The following is a 19,108-nucleotide window of genomic DNA, read 5'->3' on the forward strand; positions in this document are numbered from 1 at the left end:
CTAACCACGTTTAAAGCAACAGCCCGGCATGCAAGCATAGACGCTTTTGCCAGGCGTTACCCGCGTAAGGTAAATGCTCGGTCTCGACCTTGGTCCAGCCTGAGCGATATTAGCCCTGACGCTGCTTGTGACGGGGCTCTTTGCTGCAGATTACGCGAACAGCACCGTTACGCTTGATGATCTTGCAATCGCGGCAGATCTTCTTAACAGAAGCTCGAACTTTCATGGTTCTCTCCACTATCGGCAGAGCTATTTACAATCCAGGAAATGATCAGCGGATCATGCCGCCTGGACCATAGCCCTTAAGATTAGCTTTCTTCATCAGGGACTCATACTGACTTGACATCAGATGAGACTGAATCTGCGCCATGGTATCCATAACCACCACTACGACGATCAGCAGAGACGTACCACCCAGATAGAATGGGACGTTAAAGCCAACCACCAGGAATTGTGGCAGAAGGCAGACTGCTGTCATGTAAACAGCGCCAACCATGGTGAGCTTGGTCAACACGCCATCAATGTAGCGCGCGGTATGCTCACCCGGACGGATACCGGGTATAAATGCTCCTGACTTCTTCAGGTTGTCTGCAACGTCCTTCGGATTGAAGACCAGCGCAGTGTAGAAGAAGCAGAAGAATACGATGCCAGCAGAGAACAATACGATGTTCAGCGGCTGACCTGGCCCCAGGGCCAGAGCAATATCCTGCAGCCAACCCATGCCTTCGCCCTGGCCGAACCATTGGGCAATAGACGCTGGGAACAGCAGGATACTGGAAGCGAAGATGGCAGGAATAACACCAGCCATATTCACTTTCAGAGGCAGATGACTGCTCTGAGCAGCAAACACCTTACGACCCTGCTGACGCTTGGCGTAGTTTACAGTAATGCGGCGCTGACCACGCTCCATAAATACTACACCTGCGATGATGGCAATCGCCAGTACGGCTATCACCAGCAGGGCCAGGATATTTACATCACCCTGACGGGCTGACTCGAAGGACTGCACGATGGCGCCCGGCAGTCCTGCGACAATACCTGCAAAAATCAGAATCGAGATACCGTTACCGATACCACGTTCCGTAACCTGTTCGCCGAGCCACATCATGAACACGGCACCTGTCACAAATGTTGCGACGGCTACGAAGTAAAAGCTGAAATCGGTAGCAAAGGCCACACCCTGATTTGCCAGGCCAACAGTCATACCTGTTCCCTGAATCAGGGCCAGGATAACAGTACCGTAGCGGGTGTATTGGCTGATCTTGCGACGACCACTTTCACCTTCCTTCTTCAGCTGCTCAAGCTGAGGGCTTACCACCGTCATCAGCTGCATAATAATAGATGCAGAGATGTACGGCATGATCCCCAGTGCCAGAACAGACATCCTCTCCAGCGCGCCGCCGGAGAACATGTTGAAGAGACCAAGAATGGTGCCTTCGTTCTGACTGAACAACTGTGCCAAACGATCCGGGTTGATACCTGGAACGGGGATATGAGCCCCGATCCGGTATACCAGGATGGCAAGGAACACAAATCTGACGCGAGCCCAAAGCTCGCTCAGACCACTCTGATTTCCGACAGGTAATGTCTTAGCCATTTAGTCCTCGATCTTACCACCAGCTGCTTCGATAGCGGCACGGGCACCTTTGGTGACCGCCAATCCCTTGATGGTGACTGCTTTGCTGATTTCACCAGACAGAACAACTTTCGCACGCTTGATGCTGGAGTTGATCAGGTCGGCTGCACGCAGAGCTTCCAGATCGATAACTTCAGAGCTCACCTTGGCCAGTTCAGCCAGGCGAATTTCGGCAGTTACACGAGCCAGACGGGAAGTAAAGCCGTACTTAGGAAGACGACGCTGCAGTGGCTGCTGACCGCCTTCAAAACCTGGCTTAACACTACCGCCGGAACGTGACTTCTGACCTTTGTGACCGCGGCCACCAGTCTTGCCCAGACCGGAACCGATACCACGACCGACACGCTTGCCAGCCTTGCGGCTACCTTCGGCCGGAGACAGAGTATTCAGTTTCATTCTTACTCTCCTTCGACGCGAACGAGGTAGTTAACCTTGTTCACCATACCGCGAACGGAAGGGGTATCTTCCACTTCAACAGTGTGGCCGATTCGACGCAGACCGAGACCCTTAACACAGGCCTTGTGGCTTTCGAGTCGACCGTTGACACTCTTAACGAGCGTTACTTTGATCTTCTTCTCTGCCATGTGAACCTCACAGGATCTCTTCGACAGTCTTGCCACGCTTCGCTGCAACGTCCTGTGGAGCGCGAACACTCTTCAGACCGTTGAAGGTAGCACGAACAACGTTAACTGGATTGGTAGAGCCGTAGCACTTGGCCAGTACGTTTTGTACACCAGCTACTTCGAGAACGGCACGCATTGCACCGCCGGCGATAACACCGGTACCTTCAGAAGCAGGCTGCATGTAAATCTTGGAAGCACCGTGTGCAGCTTTAACAGGATACTGAATGGTTGTGCCATTCAGGTCAACCTGAATCATGTTGCGACGTGCAGCTTCCATAGCCTTCTGGATAGCGGCTGGCACTTCACGCGCCTTACCACGACCGAAGCCTACTTTACCTTTACCGTCACCAACAACAGTCAGAGCGGTGAAACCGAAGATACGGCCGCCCTTAACTACTTTGGCTACACGGTTAACTTGAACAAGCTTCTCGATCAGGTCATCGCCCTGAGTCTGCTTGTCTTTGCGATCGTCTTTCGCCATAGCTCCCACCCCTTAGAATTCCAGACCGTTTTCACGGGCTGCGTCTGCGAGAGCCTTGACACGACCGTGATACTTGAAACCGGAACGGTCAAAGGCAACCTTGGTCAGGCCAGCTGCTTTGGCGCGCTCTGCGACCAGAGCACCAACCTTCTTGGCTGCTTCAACGTTACCGGTTGCTTCGCTACGCAGATCTTTTTCTACGGTAGAAGCCGCTGCCAGAACCTTGCCGCCTTCCGCGTCAATCACCTGTGCATAGATGTGACGTGGAGTGCGGTGCACGGTCAGGCGGGCAACGCGAAGTTCGCGCATTTTCATCCGAGAGCGCTTTGCACGGCGCAAACGGCTTACTTTCTTTTCGCTCATAACTTTACCCTTATTTACCTAACCGTTACTTCTTCTTGGCTTCCTTACGGCGAACCATTTCGTCAGCGTAACGGACACCCTTGCCCTTATAAGGTTCTGGACGACGGAAGTCGCGGATCTCAGCAGCTACTTGACCAACGAGTTGCTTGTCAATACCACTGATAACTACTTCAGTCTGGGTTGGGGTCTCAGCGCTCACACCTTCTGGCAGCTCATAGTCTACCGGGTGGGAGAAGCCCAGGGACAGAGACAGAGTCTTGCCCTTCATCTGGGCACGGTAACCAACACCGACCAGCTGCAGCTTCTTCTGGAAGCCCGCAGATACGCCAGTTACCATGTTGTTCACCAATGCACGGGTAGTACCGGACATTGCGCGAGACAGTTTGCTGCCATCACGAGCTTCAAAAGTCAGGACGTTGTCTTCCTGCTTGATTTCCACTGCGTTATGGATGTCCATCTGCAGGGTGCCTTTACCGCCTTTGATAGCGATGTGGCCAGCAGACAGAGTTACTTGTACACCGTTTGGAAGTTCAACCGGTGCCTTCGCTACACGAGACATTCCGATACTCCCTTAGAATACGGTGCAGATAACTTCACCACCAATACCCTGAGCACGGGCGGCACGATCAGTCATCACGCCTTTACTGGTGGAAACTACAGCAATACCCAGGCCGCCGTTAACCTTTGGCAGGTCAGCGGAAGCACGGTAGTTACGAAGACCAGGACGGCTTACGCGCTTGATCTCTTCAATAACAGCCTTGCCTTCAAAGTACTTCAGCTCAACAGTCATTTGAGCCTTAACGTCGCCTTCTACTTTGTAGTCAGCGATGTAGCCTTCGGTCTTCAGTACTTCGGCTACAGCAGCCTTAATTTTTGAAGCTGGCATAACGACAGAAGCGTGTTCTGCCATCTGGGCATTACGGATGCGAGTTAGCATATCTGCTAACGGGTCCTGCATACTCATTATTGCACTCTCCTAGATCAACGACCTTACCAGCTGGACTTTGTCAGTCCAGGAACATCACCACGCATCGCTGCTTCACGCAGCTTGATGCGGCTCAAACCGAACTTACGGAGGTAACCGTGAGGACGGCCGGTGATCCGGCAGCGGTTGCGCAGACGAGACTTGGAAGCGTCACGTGGCTGCTTCTGCAGGGCCACAGTGGCGTCCCAACGCTCTTCGTCAGAGCTAGTTGGGTTGTTGATAATAGCTTTCAGTTCAGCGCGCTTCGTAGCGAATTTAGCAACAAGCTTTTGACGCTTGAGTTCGCGCTGCTTCATGGATTCCTTAGCCATAAACCTCGATACCTTAGTTACGGAAAGGGAAGTTAAACGCTTTCAGAAGCGCACGACCTTCGTCGTCAGTCTTGGCAGTGGTAGTCAGGGTGATGTCCAGACCACGCAGAGCATCGATCTTATCGTAATCGATTTCTGGGAAGATGATCTGTTCCTTCACACCCATGGAGTAGTTACCACGACCGTCGAAAGATTTTGCACTCACACCACGGAAGTCACGAACACGTGGCAGAGCGATGTCAACCAGACGCTGCAGGAACTCGTACATGCGCTCGTCACGCAGAGTCACCTTAACGCCAATCGGCCAACCTTCACGAACTTTGAAGCCAGCTACAGACTTACGAGCCATGGTTACAACAGGCTTCTGACCAGCGATTTTTTCCATATCGCCGGCAGCGTGCTCGATAACCTTCTTGTCGCCAATAGCTTCACCAACACCCATGTTCAGGGTGATTTTGGTGATCTTCGGAACTTCGTTGATGTTCTTGTAGCCCAGCTCTTCCATCAGAGCAGGTACAATAGTCTCACGGTACAGCTTTTTGAATTCAGCCATTTGCCAGCCCCTTACGCGTCAACTGCTTTGCCAGTGGACTTGAACACGCGCTGCTTCTTGCCTTCTTCGGAGAAGGTGAAGCCAACACGGTCAGCCTTGCTGGTTTCAGGGTTCCAGATAGCAACGTTGGAAGCCTGGATAGGCATTTCCTTTTCTACGATGCCGCCAGCTTGACCCAGCATTGGGTTCGGCTTCTGGTGCTTCTTGACAATGTTAATGCCCTGAACCAGGACCTTACCATCGGCGCGAACCGCCATTACCTTGCCACGCTTGCCTTTGTCTTTGCCAGCAATGACTACGATCTCATCGTCACGACGAATCTTTTTCACGGTAACTCCTTACAGCACTTCTGGTGCAAGAGAGATGATCTTCATGAACTGCTCACCGCGCAATTCACGAGTCACCGGGCCAAAGATACGGGTGCCGATAGGCTGGTTGTTGTTGTTCAACAGAACAGCAGCATTGCCATCGAAACGGATCAGAGATCCATCAGGACGACGAACACCCTTACGAGTGCGAACGACCACGGCATTCATTACCTGGCCCTTCTTCACTTTACCGCGAGGAATTGCTTCCTTTACGGTGACCTTGATGATGTCACCGATGCCAGCGTAACGACGATGGGAGCCGCCCAGTACCTTGATGCACTGAACGCGGCGAGCACCGCTGTTATCTGCTACTTCGAGGTTAGTCTCGGTTTGAATCATTCCAGTTCTCCTCAAACTGCAGACTCAAGCCGGGCGCTGACTACGCGCCCGGTTGATAGCCTTATATTTGAGTTGCGCGCTCTTCGATAGAAACAAGCTCGAAAGACTTGTTCTTGGACAGAGGACGAGTCTCACGGATAACAACTTTGTCACCCATGCGGCACTCGTTCTGTTCATCGTGAGCGTGGAGCTTGGTTGACCGCTTTACGATTTTACCGTACAGCGGGTGCTTTACACGACGCTCGATCAGGACAGTAATGGTTTTGTCCATCTTGTCGCTCACGACCGTGCCGGTCAGTGTACGGACTTTTTTGGTCTCTGCCATCTTTATTTACCTGCCTTCTCAGCGATCGCCGTCTTTACTCGGGCGATATCCCGACGAGTCTGCTTCAGGACGTGAGTCTGCTGAAGCTGACCAGTGGTCATTTGCATGCGGAAGTTGAATTGATCCCGCAGCAGATCGATGAGCTGAGCGTTCAGCTCTTCGACAGACTTTTCACGCAGTTCTGCCGCTTTCATCACATCACACTCCGCTTAACGAAAACTGTCTGTACAGGCAGCTTGGCGGCGGCCAGAGCGAATGCTTCACGAGCCAGCTCTTCAGAAACGCCTTCCATTTCGTACAGGACACGACCCGGCTGGATCTGTGCTACCCAGTACTCAACGCTACCCTTACCTTTACCCTGACGAACCTCAAGAGGCTTCTTGGTGATCGGCTTGTCTGGGAAGATACGAATCCAGATCTTACCACCACGCTTAACGTGACGAGTCATCGCTCGACGAGCGGATTCGATCTGGCGTGCAGTTATACGTCCACGACCAACAGCTTTCAAGGCGTATTCGCCGAAGCTGACCTTGCTACCGCGCTGTGCCAGACCACGGTTGCGGCCTTTCATCTGCTTGCGGAATTTAGTGCGCTTAGGTTGGAGCATCGTTAAAACTCCTTACTTCTTAGCGGCTGGCTTCTTGCGAGGACGACGAGCAGGCTTCTTCTGCTCCTTCTCTTCCTCACGAACACCACCGATAACTTCGCCCTTGAAGATCCACACCTTGACGCCAATCACACCGTAAGTGGTGTGGGCTTCGTAGGTGGCGTAATCGATATCAGCACGCAGGGTGTGCAGCGGCACACGACCTTCGCGGTACCATTCGGTACGTGCGATTTCAGCACCGCCCAGACGGCCGGACAGCTGAATCTTGATACCTTTAGCGCCGAGGCGCATTGCGTTCTGTACGGAACGCTTCATAGCGCGACGGAACATTACGCGACGCTCCAGCTGACCAGCAATGCTCTGGGCAACCAGTTTGGCGTCGGTTTCAGGCTTACGCACTTCTTCGATGTTGACGTGAACAGGCACGCCCATCATCTTGTTCAGTTCCTGACGCAGCTTCTCAACGTCTTCACCCTTCTTGCCGATCACGATACCAGGACGGGCAGTGTGGATGGTTACGCGAGCGCTTTGCGCAGGACGCTGGATGTCGATACGGCTAACAGAAGCGTTCTTCAGTTTGTTCTCAAGGTAAGAACGAACTTTCAGATCCGCGTTCAGTTTGTCAGCGTAGTCGGCACCTTCGGCATACCAAACAGAGGTATGCTCTTTAACGATACCCAGGCGGATGCCTGTAGGATGTACTTTTTGACCCATCTGATCGCTCCTTAAACCTCTGCAACCTTAACGGTAATGTGGCAAGACCGCTTCAGGATGCGATCAGCACGGCCTTTGGCGCGTGGCTTGATGCGCTTCATTGTCATGCCTTCGTTAACGAAAGCAGAAGACACCTTCAGCTCATCAATATCCATACCTTCGTTGTGCTCGGCGTTAGCCACAGCAGACTCAAGTACTTTCTTTACCAGGACGGCAGCTTTCTTGGTGCTGAAAGCCAGAATGTTCAGAGCTTCCTCAACATTCTTACCGCGGATCTGGTCAACAACCAAGCGAGCCTTCTGGGCAGAAATGCGAGCGCCGTTGTGTGTAGCAGCTACTTCTTTCATCTCAATACCCCTTAGCGCTTCTTGGCCTTTTTGTCTGCAGCGTGACCGCGGTAGGTGCGGGTGGCTGCAAACTCGCCCAGCTTGTGGCCGATCATTTCTTCAGTTACGAAGACAGGCACGTGCTGCTTACCATTGTGAACCGCAAGAGTCAGACCGAGCATCTGCGGAATAATCATGGAACGGCGAGACCAGGTCTTGATTGGGCGCTTGTTACCAGCCCCTACCGCGTCCTCCACCTTCTTCAGCAGGTGCAGGTCGATAAAAGGACCTTTCTTCAGTGAACGTGGCACAGTGTTATCCTCTCAAACTTACTTGGTGCGGCGACGGACAATGAACTTGTCGGTGCGCTTGTTGGAGCGAGTCTTCTTGCCCTTCGTAGGTACGCCCCACGGAGTAACAGGATGACGACCACCGGAAGTCCGGCCTTCACCACCACCGTGTGGGTGGTCAACCGGGTTCATGGCCACACCGCGAACGGTAGGACGAACACCGCGCCAGCGCTTGGCACCAGCCTTACCCAGAGAGCGCAGGCCGTGCTCACCGTTGGACACTTCACCCAGAGTTGCGCGACAGTCAGCCAGAACCTTACGCATTTCGCCGGAGCGCAGACGCAGGGTTACATAGGCACCTTCACGAGCAACCAGCTGTGCGGAAGTACCAGCGGAACGAATCATCTGCGCACCCTTGCCAGGCTTCAGTTCAACACAGTGAACTACAGAACCCTGTGGGATGTTACGCAGTGGCAGAGTGTTACCAGCTTTGATCGGAGCGTGAGCGCCAGATACCAGCTGATCACCAGCCTTCACACCCTTGGGTGCGATGATGTAACGACGCTCACCGTCCATGTACTTCAGCAGAGCGATGTGCGCAGTACGGTTCGGGTCGTATTCCAGACGCTCAACGATAGCCGGGATGCCATCCTTGTTGCGACGGAAATCTACCAGACGGTAATGCTGCTTGTGACCACCACCAACGTGACGGGTAGTGATACGGCCAGCATTGTTACGACCGCCGGTACGGGTCTTCTTCTCGAGCAGGGGAGCGTAAGGCTTGCCCTTGTGCAGGTCAGCATTAACGACCTTGACTACAAAACGGCGCCCTGGAGAAGTGGGTTTGCACTTAACAACAGCCATTGTCTGTCTCCTTATTCAGCGTCCGCGAAGTCAATTTCCTGACCAGCATCCAGGGTAACGTACGCCTTCTTGGTGTCGTTACGCTTGCCCATGCCACGCATGGTACGCTTGGTCTTGCCCTTCACGTTGACAGTAGTTACTGCCTTAACTTTGACTTCGAACAGTTGCTCGACAGCCTTTTTGATTTCCAGCTTGTTCGCGTCGGTAGCGACTTTGAACACGTACTGGTTGTTGGCCTCAGCCACAATCGAGGTTTTCTCGGAAATGTGGGGACCGATGATGACTTTCAGCAGTCTTTCCTGGTTCATCCCAGCATCTCCTCGAACTTCTTGATCGCGTCAACAGTCATGATGACTTTTTCGTGAGCAACCAGGCTTACCGGATCAACACCCTGCACGTCACGAACGTCAACGTGTGGAATGTTACGGGCAGACAGGTAAACGTTTTCGTTTACGGTGTCGGTTACGATCAGGGCGTTAGTAGCGTTCAGCTCAGCCAGCTTAGCTACCATAACTTTGGTCTTAGGAGTTTCTGCATTGAACTCAGAAACAACAACCAGACGCTCCTGACGAACCAGCTCAGACAGAATGGAACGAAGAGCACCACGGTACATCTTCTTGTTCAGCTTCTGGCTGTGGTTCTGAGGACGGGCGGCAAAAGTGGTGCCACCGGAACGCCACAGAGGGCTGCGAGTGGTACCAGCACGAGCACGGCCAGTACCCTTCTGACGGAAAGGCTTAGCGCCACCGCCACTTACATCGCTGCGAGTCTTCTGAGCTTTGGTACCCTGACGGGCGCCTGCCAGATATGCAACAACGGCCTGGTGAACCAGGGCTTCATTGAATTCAACGCCGAAGGTTACGTCGGAAACCTTGAGGGCGTCTGCACCAATTACGTTCAGATCCATGTTCAAACCCCCTATCAGGCTGCGTTACCGGCCTTAACGGCTGGCTTAACAACAACATCAGCGCCAGTGGCACCTGGTACCGCACCCTTAACGAGGAGCAGGTTACGCTCAGCGTCAACACGAACAACTTCCAGGGACTGTACAGTCACCTGAGCGTCGCCCATATGGCCAGCCATTTTCTTACCTTTGAAAACGCGACCAGGAGTCTGACACTGACCGATGGAGCCAGGAGCACGGTGAGACAGGGAGTTACCGTGGGTAGCGTCCTGAGTACGGAAGTTCCAGCGCTTTACAGCACCCTGGAAGCCCTTACCCTTGGAGCGACCGGTAACATCGATCTTCTGACCTGCAGAGAACATCTCAACAGTCAGAACGTCGCCAACTTTCAGCTCAGTTGCTTCCAGACGGAACTCCTTCAGGAGACGACCAGCTTCAACTTCAGCTTTGGCGAAATGACCAGCTTCTGGCTTAGTAGTGCGAGAAGCTTTCTTGGTGCCGGTGGTAACCTGAATTGCAGTGTAACCATCAACGTCTTCAGAACGAATCTGAGTAACGCGGTTTGGTTCTACTTCGATTACGGTTACAGGCAGGGATGCACCATCTTCGGTGAAGATGCGGGTCATGCCACACTTCTTACCGACCAGACCCAAGGTCTGCTTGCCATTTTCTTGACTAGACATAGTCTACCTCTTACGTGTACGGGGCTATCACCCGCTATGGCCGCCCATTCCAGAGCGTTACACAAGCCAGAGCCTCTCACGCCCTCTCAGGCGGATCCGCTCAAGCCTGAATTCTTTTAGCCAAGGCTGATCTGTACTTCTACACCAGCCGCCAGGTCGAGCTTCATCAGAGCGTCAACAGTCTTTTCTGTTGGCTCTACGATGTCGAGCAGGCGCTTGTGGGTACGGATTTCGTACTGGTCACGCGCGTCCTTGTTAACGTGCGGGGAGATCAGTACGGTGAACTTTTCCTTGCGGGTAGGCAGGGGGATTGGACCACGAACCTGAGCACCAGTGCGCTTGGCAGTATCTACGATTTCCTGCGTGGACTGATCGATCAGGCGATGATCAAAAGCCTTGAGTCGGATTCGGATTTGTTGAGCTTTAGGCTGCTGACTCATCTTTCTTACCTAGGGCATATAAAGAACGAAAATCTGCCCGCTCAACGGCGGGCAGATACAAAAGAGAGCGGCATTTTAAGAGCTGTCAACAACCATGTCAACCAAACCCCAAAAAGCACTTACCCTCAACCGCATCGTAAAAACCCCCAGCCGAAGCTGAGGGTTCTACGATTAACGAAAATTTTTCAGAAGCGAGAGCAACAAACCCTCGCTTTCAGAAAAAATTACTCGATGATCTTGGCAACAACACCAGCACCAACGGTACGGCCACCTTCACGAATCGCGAAGCGCAGACCATCTTCCATTGCAACTGGGTGGATCAGGGTAACAACCATCTGGATGTTATCGCCTGGCATTACCATTTCAACGCCTTCTGGCAGTTCTACGTTACCGGTTACGTCAGTAGTACGGAAGTAGAACTGAGGACGGTAGCCCTTGAAGAATGGGGTGTGACGACCACCTTCTTCTTTGGACAGAACGTATACTTCAGATTCGAACTTGGTGTGAGGCTTAACAGAACCTGGCTTAACCAGACACTGACCACGCTCGATCTCTTCGCGCTTGATACCACGCAGCAGAGCACCAACGTTCTCACCTGCACGACCTTCGTCCAGCAGCTTACGGAACATTTCAACGCCGGTAACGGTAGTCTTGGAAGTTTCCTTGATACCGATGATTTCGACTTCTTCACCAACCTTGATGATACCACGCTCAACACGGCCAGTTACTACAGTACCACGGCCAGCGATGGAGAATACGTCTTCGATTGGCAGCAGGAACGGCTGATCGATAGCACGCTCTGGCTCTGGGATGTAGGTATCCAGAGTTTCAACCAGAGTCTTAACGGCGGTAGTACCCAGACCGTTTTCGTCTTCGCCGTTCAGAGCCATCAGAGCGGAACCAGCGATGATTGGAGTGTCGTCACCTGGGAACTCGTAAGTATCCAGCAGTTCACGCAGTTCCATTTCAACCAGTTCCAGCATTTCGCTGTATTCTTCGGTGCCGAAGCCGCCGCAGTCATCAGCCAGCAGGTCTGCTTTGTTCAGGAACACAACGATCTTAGGTACACCAACCTGACGGGACAGCAGGATGTGCTCACGAGTCTGAGGCATAGGGCCGTCAGTCGCACCACAAACCAGGATAGCGCCGTCCATCTGAGCAGCACCGGTGATCATGTTCTTAACGTAGTCAGCGTGTCCTGGGCAGTCTACGTGAGCGTAGTGACGCTCAGCAGAATCGTACTCTACGTGTGCGGTAGAGATGGTAATACCACGCTCACGCTCTTCTGGAGCGTTATCGATCTGGTCGAACGCCTTCATGGTGCCGCCCCAAACTTCTGCACAAACGCGAGTCAGAGCAGCAGTCAGAGTGGTTTTACCGTGGTCAACGTGACCGATGGTGCCGACGTTTACGTGCGGCTTCGTACGCTCAAACTTTTCCTTAGCCATTTTTCACTTACCTTCTTGCGAATAGCGATATTTACTAAACGAGAGTTACTTAACCCTGGTTTGCCTTGATCACAGCTTCAGCGATGCTGTTTGGAGCCTCTGCATACTCTGCGAATTCCATAGAGTATGTAGCACGGCCCTGAGTCGCAGAACGCAGATCAGTAGCGTAACCAAACATTTCACCCAGTGGCACCTGAGCATTGATGACCTTGCCGGATGGGGTATCGTCCATACCTTGTACAATACCGCGACGACGGTTCAGGTCACCCATAACGTCACCCATGTAGTCTTCAGGTGTTACCACCTCAACTTGCATCATAGGTTCCATCAGAACAGGGTTGGCCTGAGGTGCGTACTTCTTCAGTGCCTGAGATGCGGCGATTTTAAACGCCATCTCGTTGGAGTCAACCTCGTGGAAGGAACCATCGTACAGACGGGCCTTCAGACCGAGCAGCGGATAGCCGGCGATAACACCGTTCTGCATCTGCTCCTCGATACCCTTCTGGATAGCCGGGATGTATTCCTTAGGAATTGCACCACCAACGATTTCGTTGATGAATACCAGACCTTCTTCACCGTCATCCGCCGGGGAGAACTCAACAACAACGTGACCGTACTGACCGCGACCACCAGACTGCTTGGCAAACTTGTGGTTAGCGTTAACGGAGCCACGGATCTTCTCACGGTAGGAAACCTGAGGCTTACCGATGTTTGCTTCTACCTTGAACTCGCGACGCATACGGTCAACAAGTACGTCCAGGTGAAGCTCCCCCATACCGGAGATAATGGTCTGACCAGTTTCTTCGTCAGTCTTAACGCGGAAAGATGGATCTTCCTGAGCCAGCTTGCCCAGTGCGATACCCATCTTCTCCTGGTCAGCCTTGGATTTAGGCTCAACAGCAACGGAGATTACTGGCTCTGGGAATTCCATGCGCTCCAGAATGATCGGATGATCAGGATCACACAGAGTTTCACCAGTGGTCACGTCCTTCATACCGATCAGAGCAACAATGTCACCCGCCAGGGCTTCTTTGATCTCTTCACGGTTGTTGGCGTGCATCTGCACCATACGACCGATACGCTCTTTCTTGGACTTCACGGAGTTGATTACGGAAGTACCAGTGGTAGCGACACCGGAGTACACACGAGCAAAAGTCAGGGTGCCAACGAATGGGTCGGTAGCAATCTTGAATGCCAGTGCAGAGAAAGGCGCTGCGTCATCAGCAACACGCTCTTCCATGATTGGGTTACCTTCGGCGTCATCACCGACGATACCCTCAATCGCCTTAACCTCGAGAGGAGAAGGCATGTATTCGATTACTGCGTCAAGAACGGCCTGAACGCCCTTGTTCTTGAATGCAGAACCACCGAAGACAGGGATGATTTCGTTAGCCAGGGTCCGCGCACGGATACCAGCCTTGATTTCTTCCTCGGAGAGTTCACCTTCTTCCAGGTACTTCTCCATCAACTCTTCGCTGGATTCAGCAGCAGATTCGACCAGGTATTCGTGCATTTCCTGGCATTCATCAACCAGGTCAGCAGGAATATCGCCGTACTCGAAGGTCATACCCTGGTCTTCTTCATTCCAGAGAATGGTCTTCATTTTCACCAGATCGACTACGCCCTTGAAGTCGTCTTCGGAGCCAATAGTCATCTGCATAGGTACAGCATTAGCACCCAGACGATCCTTCAGCTGCTGGACAACCATCAGGTAGTCAGCACCGGTACGGTCCATCTTGTTAACGAAGACCATACGAGGAACTTGGTACTTGTTCGCCTGGCGCCATACGGTTTCAGTCTGAGGCTGAACACCGGAGGAACCACACAGAACTACAATCGCACCATCCAGTACACGCAGGGAACGCTCTACTTCGATAGTGAAGTCAACGTGTCCTGGAGTATCGATGATGTTTACACGATGCTCGTCGAACTGGGCATCCATACCACGCCAGAAACAGGTGGTAGCAGCAGAAGTGATGGTAATACCACGCTCCTGTTCCTGCTCCATCCAGTCCATGGTCGCTGCACCATCATGTACTTCACCGATCTTGTGGGACAGACCGGTGTAGAACAGTACGCGCTCCGTGGTAGTGGTCTTACCCGCGTCGACGTGGGCACAGATACCGATGTTACGGTAGCGGCGTATCGGGGTTTTACGGGCCACGACTCAATCCTCTGAAAGAACGTTTTAGAAACGGTAGTGGGAGAATGCCTTGTTAGCTTCTGCCATACGATGAACGTCTTCACGCTTCTTAACTGCAGAACCTTTCTTGTCTGCAGCATCCATCATCTCGCCAGCCAGGCGCAGATCCATGGACTTCTCGCCACGCTTGCGAGCAGCGTCAACCAACCAACGCATAGCCAGAGCCATACGACGGGAAGGACGAACTTCTACAGGCACCTGGTAGGTAGCACCACCAACACGACGGCTCTTAACCTCAACCACTGGAGAGATGGATTCCAGAGCAGCTTCAAACACTTCCAGAGCGTCTTTGCCGGAACGCTCAGCGATCTTGTCCAGAGCACCATATACGATGCGCTCTGCAACAGCTTTCTTACCGCTGATCATTACGTGGTTGATAAATTTAGCCAGAACCTTGTTGTGAAACTTAGGATCTGGAAGCACATCGCGCTTGGCGACAACGCGTCTTCTTGGCATGAAAATACCCTCGATTTTCAGGTTAGTCCGAGATCAGCCTTCGACTCGGCCTTACTCTTTAATGCTTTTCAGAAACCTTAGCCTCTGTCAGCAAACGTACCAGATGCAAATAATCTGATATTTCGTCACAGCTTAAGCAACCACTTGGAACAACTTTACACTATGACAAATAAAGCGCAGGCCCTTATTAGGACTTAGGACGCTTGGTACCGTACTTGGAACGACCCTGCATACGGCCGTTAACACCCTGGGTATCCAGAGTACCGCGAACGGTGTGGTAACGAACACCTGGCAAGTCTTTTACACGACCGCCACGGATCAGAACAACGGAGTGTTCCTGCAGGTTGTGACCTTCACCACCAATGTAGGAAGTCACTTCGTAACCGTTGGTCAGACGAACACGACATACTTTACGCAGTGCGGAGTTCGGCTTCTTAGGGGTAGTGGTGTATACACGAGTACATACGCCACGCTTCTGCGGGCAGCTCTGCAGCGCAGGAACGTCAGTCTTAACGACTTTACGCTTACGCGGCTTACGTACCAGCTGGTTAATAGTTGCCATTAGGCACTCTCTCCAGTTGTTTACGCTTCAGCCGGAGGGCTGAAACGGCGTTTCTAAGTTCTTTTAAACGTAAATAAGTCCCGCCACTCAGAGGATTAAGTGCCAGAACCATTTGGCGGCAAGTCCAAAAAACTGGTCTTACAGCCGCACCCAGCTTTTCGCTACCCTTTAAGTAAGGAAGCAAAAGCCGGGCACACTAAAAGGCACGGGATTGTAAATAGTGTGGATTTCCGCGTCAAGAAGTCTGCGGGCAAGGAAATCACTATCCCCTGTCAGATCGGGCGTTATTTAATGGATTTCTACGATATGAACCCTGCAAAGATTATACACAAGTGTGCCTTTTTTATCGCTATGGCTTGCTTCACCTTGTTAATTTTCGCAACAAATTCCGCACAAGCCACCAACGAAAACTGGTATCAGAAAGTCTGGTGTGAAGGCATGAATGGCCAGATTGAGGTCGAACTCGAAGAAGGGCCAAGGGTTGACTGCCTCACCCAAACCCACGCTATAGAGATGGACTTTGCCAAGAAGTGGCATGAAGCGATCGGTCAGGCGCTCCACTATGCCCACCTGACAGGTAAGGAAGCCGGGATTGTTTTAATTCTGAAAAGCCACGGTGACAAACATCACCTTGATAACGCCAAAACCATCATCAACACTTACAGGCTTCCAATTTCCCTGTGGCCTCTGGGCCCATGATTCTGGTTTAATCCCGCGCGCTAACTTATTGATATAGTGAAAATTTCACCCACAAGGCAGGTTATGTCCGATTCTCTACAGCCAATTATCGCCTTTGATGCCGATGATACCCTCTGGCCCAATGAAGACTATTTCCGCGATGGCGAAAAGCAACTGATTGCCCTGCTGGAACCTTATTACAAAGGCGACAACCTTCTTCAGCATCTATACGAACAGGAAATCCGTAACCTGCATATTTTTGGATATGGTGCCAAGGGCTTTACCCTCTCCATGATCGAGAGCCTGATCGAGCTATCTGAGGGGAAGGTCACTGGAGCCGATATTCAGCGCGTAATCGACATTGGCAAGTCGATCATGACTTACAAAATAGAGCTTCTTCCCGGCGTAAAAGAGACCGTTGAAACCCTGAGAAATGATTTCGGTTACAAACTGATGATTATTACCAAGGGTGATCTGTTTGATCAGGAGAGTAAGATTGCCCGCTCCGGCATAGCGGACCTCTTTGATATTGTGGAGATTGTGTCCGAGAAGGATGATGCCACCTACCAGAAACTACTGATCAAACACCAAATTGACCCGCAGTTTTTCTGGATGATCGGTAACTCACTCAAGTCCGATGTGCTGCCTATAGCCCGCCTTGGCGGCCATGCCGTACACATTCCTTATAAGTCCACCTGGGCTCACGAAACTGTTACCGCCGAGCATGCAGCCGAGCATAATTATTTTGAGCTGACGGATATTTCCGGGCTGCCTATTCTGCTGGAAAGAGAGATACAGGGTTTGTAACACCGGCTCTCTTGAACTCAGCTGGTAATTAATGAGCCGATCTGTTCCCCGGTCGGCTTTTCCTTACTGCTCCCTTTTATTATTTTTAACAGGCGCATATCTACAACCCCTCTCGAACACCACTCCCGGTAAGCCTTTCTTGCAGCGAGAATCTTTAATCTCTGCCACGGCTTAAGATTTTCCCCAGTGATAACATCGTCTGCTCTGATCACATACCGATACGGGTACTTGGAACCGTTCAGAATTGACTCCCAGACAAATCCGCTGGAGTGGAGCCCATGAGAGTCTTTTAAAAAAACAGGGTCCGATAATTTATGCATCATGGCCGGGCATACCAGCTCTTCCGGAAGACCATCATCTTTATCAGTCAATCGCTGCTTGCCAGCCTGACGTTTGAAGTTGTCCTCAGCGTTCACCACCCTAAACCAAGAGTACGCCGTATTCAGAGCAGGCGTAACCATATATCCAATCAAACCTATGAAATTTGTTAATATCGCAACTGTACAGTCCCAATAAACCTTCTCTGCATCCTCTTTTTGAGCACCGCTTGCCCCACCGTCAGGCTGCGCAATGATACGGGCTAACGCACAAGAGCCTATTAACAAAAAAATACTCACACCCACTTTATTGTTTACAACTGCGTTCCCCAAACCGAGCAGTAATTTTCTTACTGAAAAACGCATAGCGATCTTTTTGTAGCTAAGCCCAGCACCCAATATCGTCTTTTGCTTTCGCATTTTTTTCGCAACCTTCATCGCTTCAGCCGACGACAAGCGCACCCCTTTAACATTAAGGCCGAACACATTGATTACTGCTTCAGCACAATCGCAGGATAAGCTCCCTTTATTTACATCTGTAGATACTCCTTCCAGGCGCATACTTCCCTCCACAACCTTCAATTCCTTTGAAAACTTATAAAAAAGCCGGCAAGTTTCCTTACCGGCTATTTAGATTCATCGCCCTTGCACCGCGCCTCACAGAGTTCGGCGCTCCATTTCAGCCTGCTCAGCACGCCTTTGCATATACACTGACAACTGACAGCAAAACAGGCATGGGACGAACGCTGCCATAGCCACCAGAAAACACACATAAGACGTTACCGCAAAGGCTGGATTTTTTGCCATAACTGAGAAAACCTCTCCCACATCACCATTAGCGTCTGGAGCAATGTTACTAAGTGCGTAAAAACTACCCGCAGCCACCGCCAGACCAAACGGCAGCCAAAGAGCAAATGTACACAGAGCCCAAGGTTGGCAGGACTTAACCGCCCTTTCTAAAATAGCTCCGTCATCCGGGGTTGAGGGACCAAAAATACCACCCCGATTGTGATTCTCTGGCTGGTCTACTTGCGCGACAGTTCGTTCACCAGTCAAAGCCTGCCCCTGACGCTTAGAAATTCCACTATTTGAACTGTCTGAAATCCGCTGCTCACTGCGAGCACGCTCTGCCACCTTCATCATATTAATTACCCTCTATTCACACTTAGTTTATTGAGCGACAACTAATGGAGTGGCTGGGTTAACTAAAGTTCCTGCTCTATCGGGCATCCTGCACATAAACAAAGACCAGACGGTTACCCACTTGGTCTTTGTTTATGGTCATAACTCAAGCTTGATACTGCCTCATCATTAATTCTGACGCTGCCGCTCCATTGCAGCCTGCTCAGCACGGTGTTGTGCGTACTCTACGCAGTGACAGAAAAGCCCTAATGAGAAGAGCGCTGCCAAACCCACAACCGTAACGAACAGAGGCGCCGTCACTACTACGCTTGGATCTTTTGCTATAACTTTAAAAGCATCACCCACTCTTCCATGAGCATTAGCATGCTTAATACCCTCGATAAAAAAAATGGCCGCACCCATCACCACAGCCCACGCCACCCCAGCCCCTATCAAAGGTTTGCATGTATTGACCGCTCTGGAAAAAAGACCTCCTTCCTTGTGTTCTGGGGTATCAGCAACACCATTTACATTGTTATCCACTGGCTGGTCTACTTGGGTGACAGTTCGTTCACCAGTAAAAGCCTGTCCCTGACGCTTGGAAATTCCACTATTTGAACCGTCTGAAATCTGCTGCTCATTGCGAGCACGCTCTGCCACCTGCATCATATTAATTATCCTCTACTCACACTTAGTTTACTGA

General features: G+C 51.6%; 32 protein-coding genes. 2 read left to right on the top strand and 30 right to left on the bottom strand.

Features of this window, described 5'->3' with window-relative positions; translation table 11 throughout:
* Positions 1-109: 109 nt before the first annotated feature.
* The 27 genes from rpmJ to rpsL all read right to left on the bottom strand — a co-directional run bounded on the left by rpmJ (position 110) and on the right by rpsL (position 15,481).
* Positions 110-226 carry a 50S ribosomal protein L36 gene (gene rpmJ, locus EHSB41UT_RS17515; RefSeq protein ID WP_087112143.1) on the bottom strand — a complete coding sequence of 39 codons (117 nt, stop codon included), beginning with the start codon at positions 224-226 and terminating at the stop codon, positions 110-112.
* A gap of 45 nt (positions 227-271) precedes the next feature.
* On the bottom strand, positions 272-1,597 hold the full coding sequence (gene secY, locus EHSB41UT_RS17520; RefSeq protein ID WP_087112144.1) for a preprotein translocase subunit SecY: 1,326 nt from the start codon (positions 1,595-1,597) through the stop codon (positions 272-274).
* On the bottom strand, positions 1,598-2,032 hold the full coding sequence (gene rplO, locus EHSB41UT_RS17525; protein ID WP_087112145.1) for a 50S ribosomal protein L15: 435 nt from the start codon (positions 2,030-2,032) through the stop codon (positions 1,598-1,600).
* A 2-nt stretch (positions 2,033-2,034) separates the two neighbouring features.
* Positions 2,035-2,220 carry a 50S ribosomal protein L30 gene (rpmD, locus tag EHSB41UT_RS17530; RefSeq protein ID WP_087112146.1) on the bottom strand — a complete coding sequence of 62 codons (186 nt, stop codon included), beginning with the start codon at positions 2,218-2,220 and terminating at the stop codon, positions 2,035-2,037.
* 7 nt (positions 2,221-2,227) lie between these two features.
* Complete coding sequence (gene rpsE, locus EHSB41UT_RS17535; protein ID WP_087112147.1) at positions 2,228-2,740, bottom strand: 30S ribosomal protein S5; 513 nt, start codon at positions 2,738-2,740, stop codon at positions 2,228-2,230.
* Between the two features lie 12 nt (positions 2,741-2,752).
* A complete protein-coding gene (gene rplR / locus EHSB41UT_RS17540; protein ID WP_087112148.1) occupies positions 2,753-3,103 on the bottom strand; it encodes a 50S ribosomal protein L18 in 351 nt (116 codons plus the stop codon).
* Positions 3,104-3,128: 25 nt separating this feature from the next.
* Positions 3,129-3,662, bottom strand: a complete 534-nt coding sequence (gene rplF / locus EHSB41UT_RS17545) for a 50S ribosomal protein L6 (protein ID WP_087112149.1) — start codon at positions 3,660-3,662, stop codon at positions 3,129-3,131.
* 12 nt (positions 3,663-3,674) lie between these two features.
* Positions 3,675-4,067 (bottom strand): 30S ribosomal protein S8, encoded by a 393-nt coding sequence (rpsH, locus tag EHSB41UT_RS17550; RefSeq protein WP_087112150.1) that lies wholly within the window; start codon positions 4,065-4,067, stop codon positions 3,675-3,677.
* Between the two features lie 26 nt (positions 4,068-4,093).
* On the bottom strand, positions 4,094-4,399 hold the full coding sequence (gene rpsN, locus EHSB41UT_RS17555; protein WP_087112151.1) for a 30S ribosomal protein S14: 306 nt from the start codon (positions 4,397-4,399) through the stop codon (positions 4,094-4,096).
* A gap of 13 nt (positions 4,400-4,412) precedes the next feature.
* Entirely contained in the window at positions 4,413-4,952 is a 540-nt protein-coding gene (rplE, locus tag EHSB41UT_RS17560; RefSeq protein WP_087112152.1) for a 50S ribosomal protein L5, read from the bottom strand.
* An 11-nt stretch (positions 4,953-4,963) separates the two neighbouring features.
* Positions 4,964-5,281: a 50S ribosomal protein L24 gene (gene rplX, locus EHSB41UT_RS17565; protein ID WP_087112153.1), complete on the bottom strand. Its 318-nt coding sequence runs from the start codon at positions 5,279-5,281 to the stop codon at positions 4,964-4,966.
* Positions 5,282-5,290: 9 nt separating this feature from the next.
* The gene (rplN, locus tag EHSB41UT_RS17570; protein WP_087112154.1) at positions 5,291-5,659 is read right to left on the bottom strand and encodes a 50S ribosomal protein L14; all 369 of its coding nucleotides are present in this window, start codon (positions 5,657-5,659) and stop codon (positions 5,291-5,293) included.
* Positions 5,660-5,720: 61 nt separating this feature from the next.
* Positions 5,721-5,984, bottom strand: a complete 264-nt coding sequence (gene rpsQ, locus EHSB41UT_RS17575; RefSeq protein ID WP_087112155.1) for a 30S ribosomal protein S17 — start codon at positions 5,982-5,984, stop codon at positions 5,721-5,723.
* A gap of 2 nt (positions 5,985-5,986) precedes the next feature.
* A complete protein-coding gene (gene rpmC / locus EHSB41UT_RS17580; protein ID WP_087112156.1) occupies positions 5,987-6,178 on the bottom strand; it encodes a 50S ribosomal protein L29 in 192 nt (63 codons plus the stop codon).
* Positions 6,178-6,591: a 50S ribosomal protein L16 gene (gene rplP, locus EHSB41UT_RS17585; protein WP_087112157.1), complete on the bottom strand. Its 414-nt coding sequence runs from the start codon at positions 6,589-6,591 to the stop codon at positions 6,178-6,180. Before rplP ends, rpmC begins: the two co-directional genes overlap by 1 nt.
* Positions 6,592-6,603: 12 nt before the next feature.
* A complete protein-coding gene (rpsC, locus tag EHSB41UT_RS17590) occupies positions 6,604-7,305 on the bottom strand; it encodes a 30S ribosomal protein S3 (protein ID WP_087112158.1) in 702 nt (233 codons plus the stop codon).
* Positions 7,306-7,316: 11 nt separating this feature from the next.
* The gene (gene rplV / locus EHSB41UT_RS17595; RefSeq protein ID WP_087112159.1) at positions 7,317-7,652 is read right to left on the bottom strand and encodes a 50S ribosomal protein L22; all 336 of its coding nucleotides are present in this window, start codon (positions 7,650-7,652) and stop codon (positions 7,317-7,319) included.
* An 11-nt stretch (positions 7,653-7,663) separates the two neighbouring features.
* The gene (rpsS, locus tag EHSB41UT_RS17600) at positions 7,664-7,942 is read right to left on the bottom strand and encodes a 30S ribosomal protein S19 (RefSeq protein WP_087112160.1); all 279 of its coding nucleotides are present in this window, start codon (positions 7,940-7,942) and stop codon (positions 7,664-7,666) included.
* 18 nt (positions 7,943-7,960) lie between these two features.
* Complete coding sequence (gene rplB / locus EHSB41UT_RS17605; RefSeq protein WP_087112161.1) at positions 7,961-8,785, bottom strand: 50S ribosomal protein L2; 825 nt, start codon at positions 8,783-8,785, stop codon at positions 7,961-7,963.
* A gap of 11 nt (positions 8,786-8,796) precedes the next feature.
* Positions 8,797-9,093: a 50S ribosomal protein L23 gene (gene rplW, locus EHSB41UT_RS17610; RefSeq protein ID WP_087112162.1), complete on the bottom strand. Its 297-nt coding sequence runs from the start codon at positions 9,091-9,093 to the stop codon at positions 8,797-8,799.
* A complete protein-coding gene (gene rplD, locus EHSB41UT_RS17615) occupies positions 9,090-9,692 on the bottom strand; it encodes a 50S ribosomal protein L4 (protein WP_087112163.1) in 603 nt (200 codons plus the stop codon). The genes rplW and rplD overlap by 4 nt, the downstream gene beginning before the upstream one ends.
* Before the next feature lie 14 nt (positions 9,693-9,706).
* Positions 9,707-10,372 carry a 50S ribosomal protein L3 gene (gene rplC / locus EHSB41UT_RS17620; RefSeq protein WP_087112164.1) on the bottom strand — a complete coding sequence of 222 codons (666 nt, stop codon included), beginning with the start codon at positions 10,370-10,372 and terminating at the stop codon, positions 9,707-9,709.
* A 116-nt stretch (positions 10,373-10,488) separates the two neighbouring features.
* Complete coding sequence (gene rpsJ, locus EHSB41UT_RS17625) at positions 10,489-10,812, bottom strand: 30S ribosomal protein S10 (protein ID WP_087112165.1); 324 nt, start codon at positions 10,810-10,812, stop codon at positions 10,489-10,491.
* A 224-nt stretch (positions 10,813-11,036) separates the two neighbouring features.
* A complete protein-coding gene (gene tuf, locus EHSB41UT_RS17630) occupies positions 11,037-12,260 on the bottom strand; it encodes an elongation factor Tu (RefSeq protein ID WP_087112166.1) in 1,224 nt (407 codons plus the stop codon).
* Between the two features lie 49 nt (positions 12,261-12,309).
* Positions 12,310-14,424 (bottom strand): elongation factor G, encoded by a 2,115-nt coding sequence (gene fusA, locus EHSB41UT_RS17635; protein WP_087112167.1) that lies wholly within the window; start codon positions 14,422-14,424, stop codon positions 12,310-12,312.
* Positions 14,425-14,448: 24 nt separating this feature from the next.
* Positions 14,449-14,919 (bottom strand): 30S ribosomal protein S7, encoded by a 471-nt coding sequence (rpsG, locus tag EHSB41UT_RS17640; RefSeq protein WP_087112168.1) that lies wholly within the window; start codon positions 14,917-14,919, stop codon positions 14,449-14,451.
* A 187-nt stretch (positions 14,920-15,106) separates the two neighbouring features.
* Positions 15,107-15,481, bottom strand: coding sequence for a 30S ribosomal protein S12 (rpsL, locus tag EHSB41UT_RS17645; protein WP_087112169.1), 375 nt, complete (start codon positions 15,479-15,481; stop codon positions 15,107-15,109).
* A gap of 99 nt (positions 15,482-15,580) precedes the next feature.
* Between rpsL and EHSB41UT_RS17650 the strand changes: the two genes are divergently transcribed.
* Both EHSB41UT_RS17650 and EHSB41UT_RS17655 read left to right on the top strand, forming a co-directional pair.
* Positions 15,581-16,180, top strand: a complete 600-nt coding sequence (locus tag EHSB41UT_RS17650; RefSeq protein WP_087112170.1) for a hypothetical protein — start codon at positions 15,581-15,583, stop codon at positions 16,178-16,180.
* 63 nt (positions 16,181-16,243) lie between these two features.
* Entirely contained in the window at positions 16,244-16,966 is a 723-nt protein-coding gene (locus EHSB41UT_RS17655) for an HAD family hydrolase (protein ID WP_087112171.1), read from the top strand.
* 17 nt (positions 16,967-16,983) lie between these two features.
* On the opposite strand, the gene EHSB41UT_RS17660 is transcribed toward EHSB41UT_RS17655, so the two are convergent.
* From EHSB41UT_RS17660 to EHSB41UT_RS17670, 3 genes are all read right to left on the bottom strand, one after another.
* Complete coding sequence (locus EHSB41UT_RS17660) at positions 16,984-17,844, bottom strand: hypothetical protein (RefSeq protein ID WP_087112172.1); 861 nt, start codon at positions 17,842-17,844, stop codon at positions 16,984-16,986.
* Positions 17,845-17,940: 96 nt separating this feature from the next.
* A complete protein-coding gene (locus EHSB41UT_RS17665; protein WP_087112173.1) occupies positions 17,941-18,426 on the bottom strand; it encodes a hypothetical protein in 486 nt (161 codons plus the stop codon).
* Positions 18,427-18,594: 168 nt separating this feature from the next.
* The gene (locus tag EHSB41UT_RS17670; RefSeq protein WP_087112174.1) at positions 18,595-19,074 is read right to left on the bottom strand and encodes a hypothetical protein; all 480 of its coding nucleotides are present in this window, start codon (positions 19,072-19,074) and stop codon (positions 18,595-18,597) included.
* Positions 19,075-19,108 lie beyond the last annotated feature (34 nt).

This window comes from Parendozoicomonas haliclonae (genome assembly GCF_900174585.1).
Taxonomy (GTDB): domain Bacteria; phylum Pseudomonadota; class Gammaproteobacteria; order Pseudomonadales; family Endozoicomonadaceae; genus Sansalvadorimonas; species Sansalvadorimonas haliclonae.

Coding starts and splice junctions, on each gene's coding strand:
- rpmJ (WP_087112143.1), bottom strand. CDS start 226: ATGAAAGTTCGAGCTTCTGTTAAGAAGATCTGCCGCGATTGCAAGATC.
- secY (WP_087112144.1), bottom strand. CDS start 1,597: ATGGCTAAGACATTACCTGTCGGAAATCAGAGTGGTCTGAGCGAGCTT.
- rplO (WP_087112145.1), bottom strand. CDS start 2,032: ATGAAACTGAATACTCTGTCTCCGGCCGAAGGTAGCCGCAAGGCTGGC.
- rpmD (WP_087112146.1), bottom strand. CDS start 2,220: ATGGCAGAGAAGAAGATCAAAGTAACGCTCGTTAAGAGTGTCAACGGT.
- rpsE (WP_087112147.1), bottom strand. CDS start 2,740: ATGGCGAAAGACGATCGCAAAGACAAGCAGACTCAGGGCGATGACCTG.
- rplR (WP_087112148.1), bottom strand. CDS start 3,103: ATGAGCGAAAAGAAAGTAAGCCGTTTGCGCCGTGCAAAGCGCTCTCGG.
- rplF (WP_087112149.1), bottom strand. CDS start 3,662: ATGTCTCGTGTAGCGAAGGCACCGGTTGAACTTCCAAACGGTGTACAA.
- rpsH (WP_087112150.1), bottom strand. CDS start 4,067: ATGAGTATGCAGGACCCGTTAGCAGATATGCTAACTCGCATCCGTAAT.
- rpsN (WP_087112151.1), bottom strand. CDS start 4,399: ATGGCTAAGGAATCCATGAAGCAGCGCGAACTCAAGCGTCAAAAGCTT.
- rplE (WP_087112152.1), bottom strand. CDS start 4,952: ATGGCTGAATTCAAAAAGCTGTACCGTGAGACTATTGTACCTGCTCTG.
- rplN (WP_087112154.1), bottom strand. CDS start 5,659: ATGATTCAAACCGAGACTAACCTCGAAGTAGCAGATAACAGCGGTGCT.
- rpsQ (WP_087112155.1), bottom strand. CDS start 5,984: ATGGCAGAGACCAAAAAAGTCCGTACACTGACCGGCACGGTCGTGAGC.
- rpmC (WP_087112156.1), bottom strand. CDS start 6,178: ATGAAAGCGGCAGAACTGCGTGAAAAGTCTGTCGAAGAGCTGAACGCT.
- rplP (WP_087112157.1), bottom strand. CDS start 6,591: ATGCTCCAACCTAAGCGCACTAAATTCCGCAAGCAGATGAAAGGCCGC.
- rpsC (WP_087112158.1), bottom strand. CDS start 7,305: ATGGGTCAAAAAGTACATCCTACAGGCATCCGCCTGGGTATCGTTAAA.
- rplV (WP_087112159.1), bottom strand. CDS start 7,652: ATGAAAGAAGTAGCTGCTACACACAACGGCGCTCGCATTTCTGCCCAG.
- rplB (WP_087112161.1), bottom strand. CDS start 8,785: ATGGCTGTTGTTAAGTGCAAACCCACTTCTCCAGGGCGCCGTTTTGTA.
- rplW (WP_087112162.1), bottom strand. CDS start 9,093: ATGAACCAGGAAAGACTGCTGAAAGTCATCATCGGTCCCCACATTTCC.
- rplD (WP_087112163.1), bottom strand. CDS start 9,692: ATGGATCTGAACGTAATTGGTGCAGACGCCCTCAAGGTTTCCGACGTA.
- rplC (WP_087112164.1), bottom strand. CDS start 10,372: ATGTCTAGTCAAGAAAATGGCAAGCAGACCTTGGGTCTGGTCGGTAAG.
- rpsJ (WP_087112165.1), bottom strand. CDS start 10,812: ATGAGTCAGCAGCCTAAAGCTCAACAAATCCGAATCCGACTCAAGGCT.
- tuf (WP_087112166.1), bottom strand. CDS start 12,260: ATGGCTAAGGAAAAGTTTGAGCGTACGAAGCCGCACGTAAACGTCGGC.
- rpsG (WP_087112168.1), bottom strand. CDS start 14,919: ATGCCAAGAAGACGCGTTGTCGCCAAGCGCGATGTGCTTCCAGATCCT.
- rpsL (WP_087112169.1), bottom strand. CDS start 15,481: ATGGCAACTATTAACCAGCTGGTACGTAAGCCGCGTAAGCGTAAAGTC.
- EHSB41UT_RS17655 (WP_087112171.1), top strand. CDS start 16,244: ATGTCCGATTCTCTACAGCCAATTATCGCCTTTGATGCCGATGATACC.
- EHSB41UT_RS17660 (WP_087112172.1), bottom strand. CDS start 17,844: ATGCGCCTGGAAGGAGTATCTACAGATGTAAATAAAGGGAGCTTATCC.
- EHSB41UT_RS17665 (WP_087112173.1), bottom strand. CDS start 18,426: ATGATGAAGGTGGCAGAGCGTGCTCGCAGTGAGCAGCGGATTTCAGAC.
- EHSB41UT_RS17670 (WP_087112174.1), bottom strand. CDS start 19,074: ATGATGCAGGTGGCAGAGCGTGCTCGCAATGAGCAGCAGATTTCAGAC.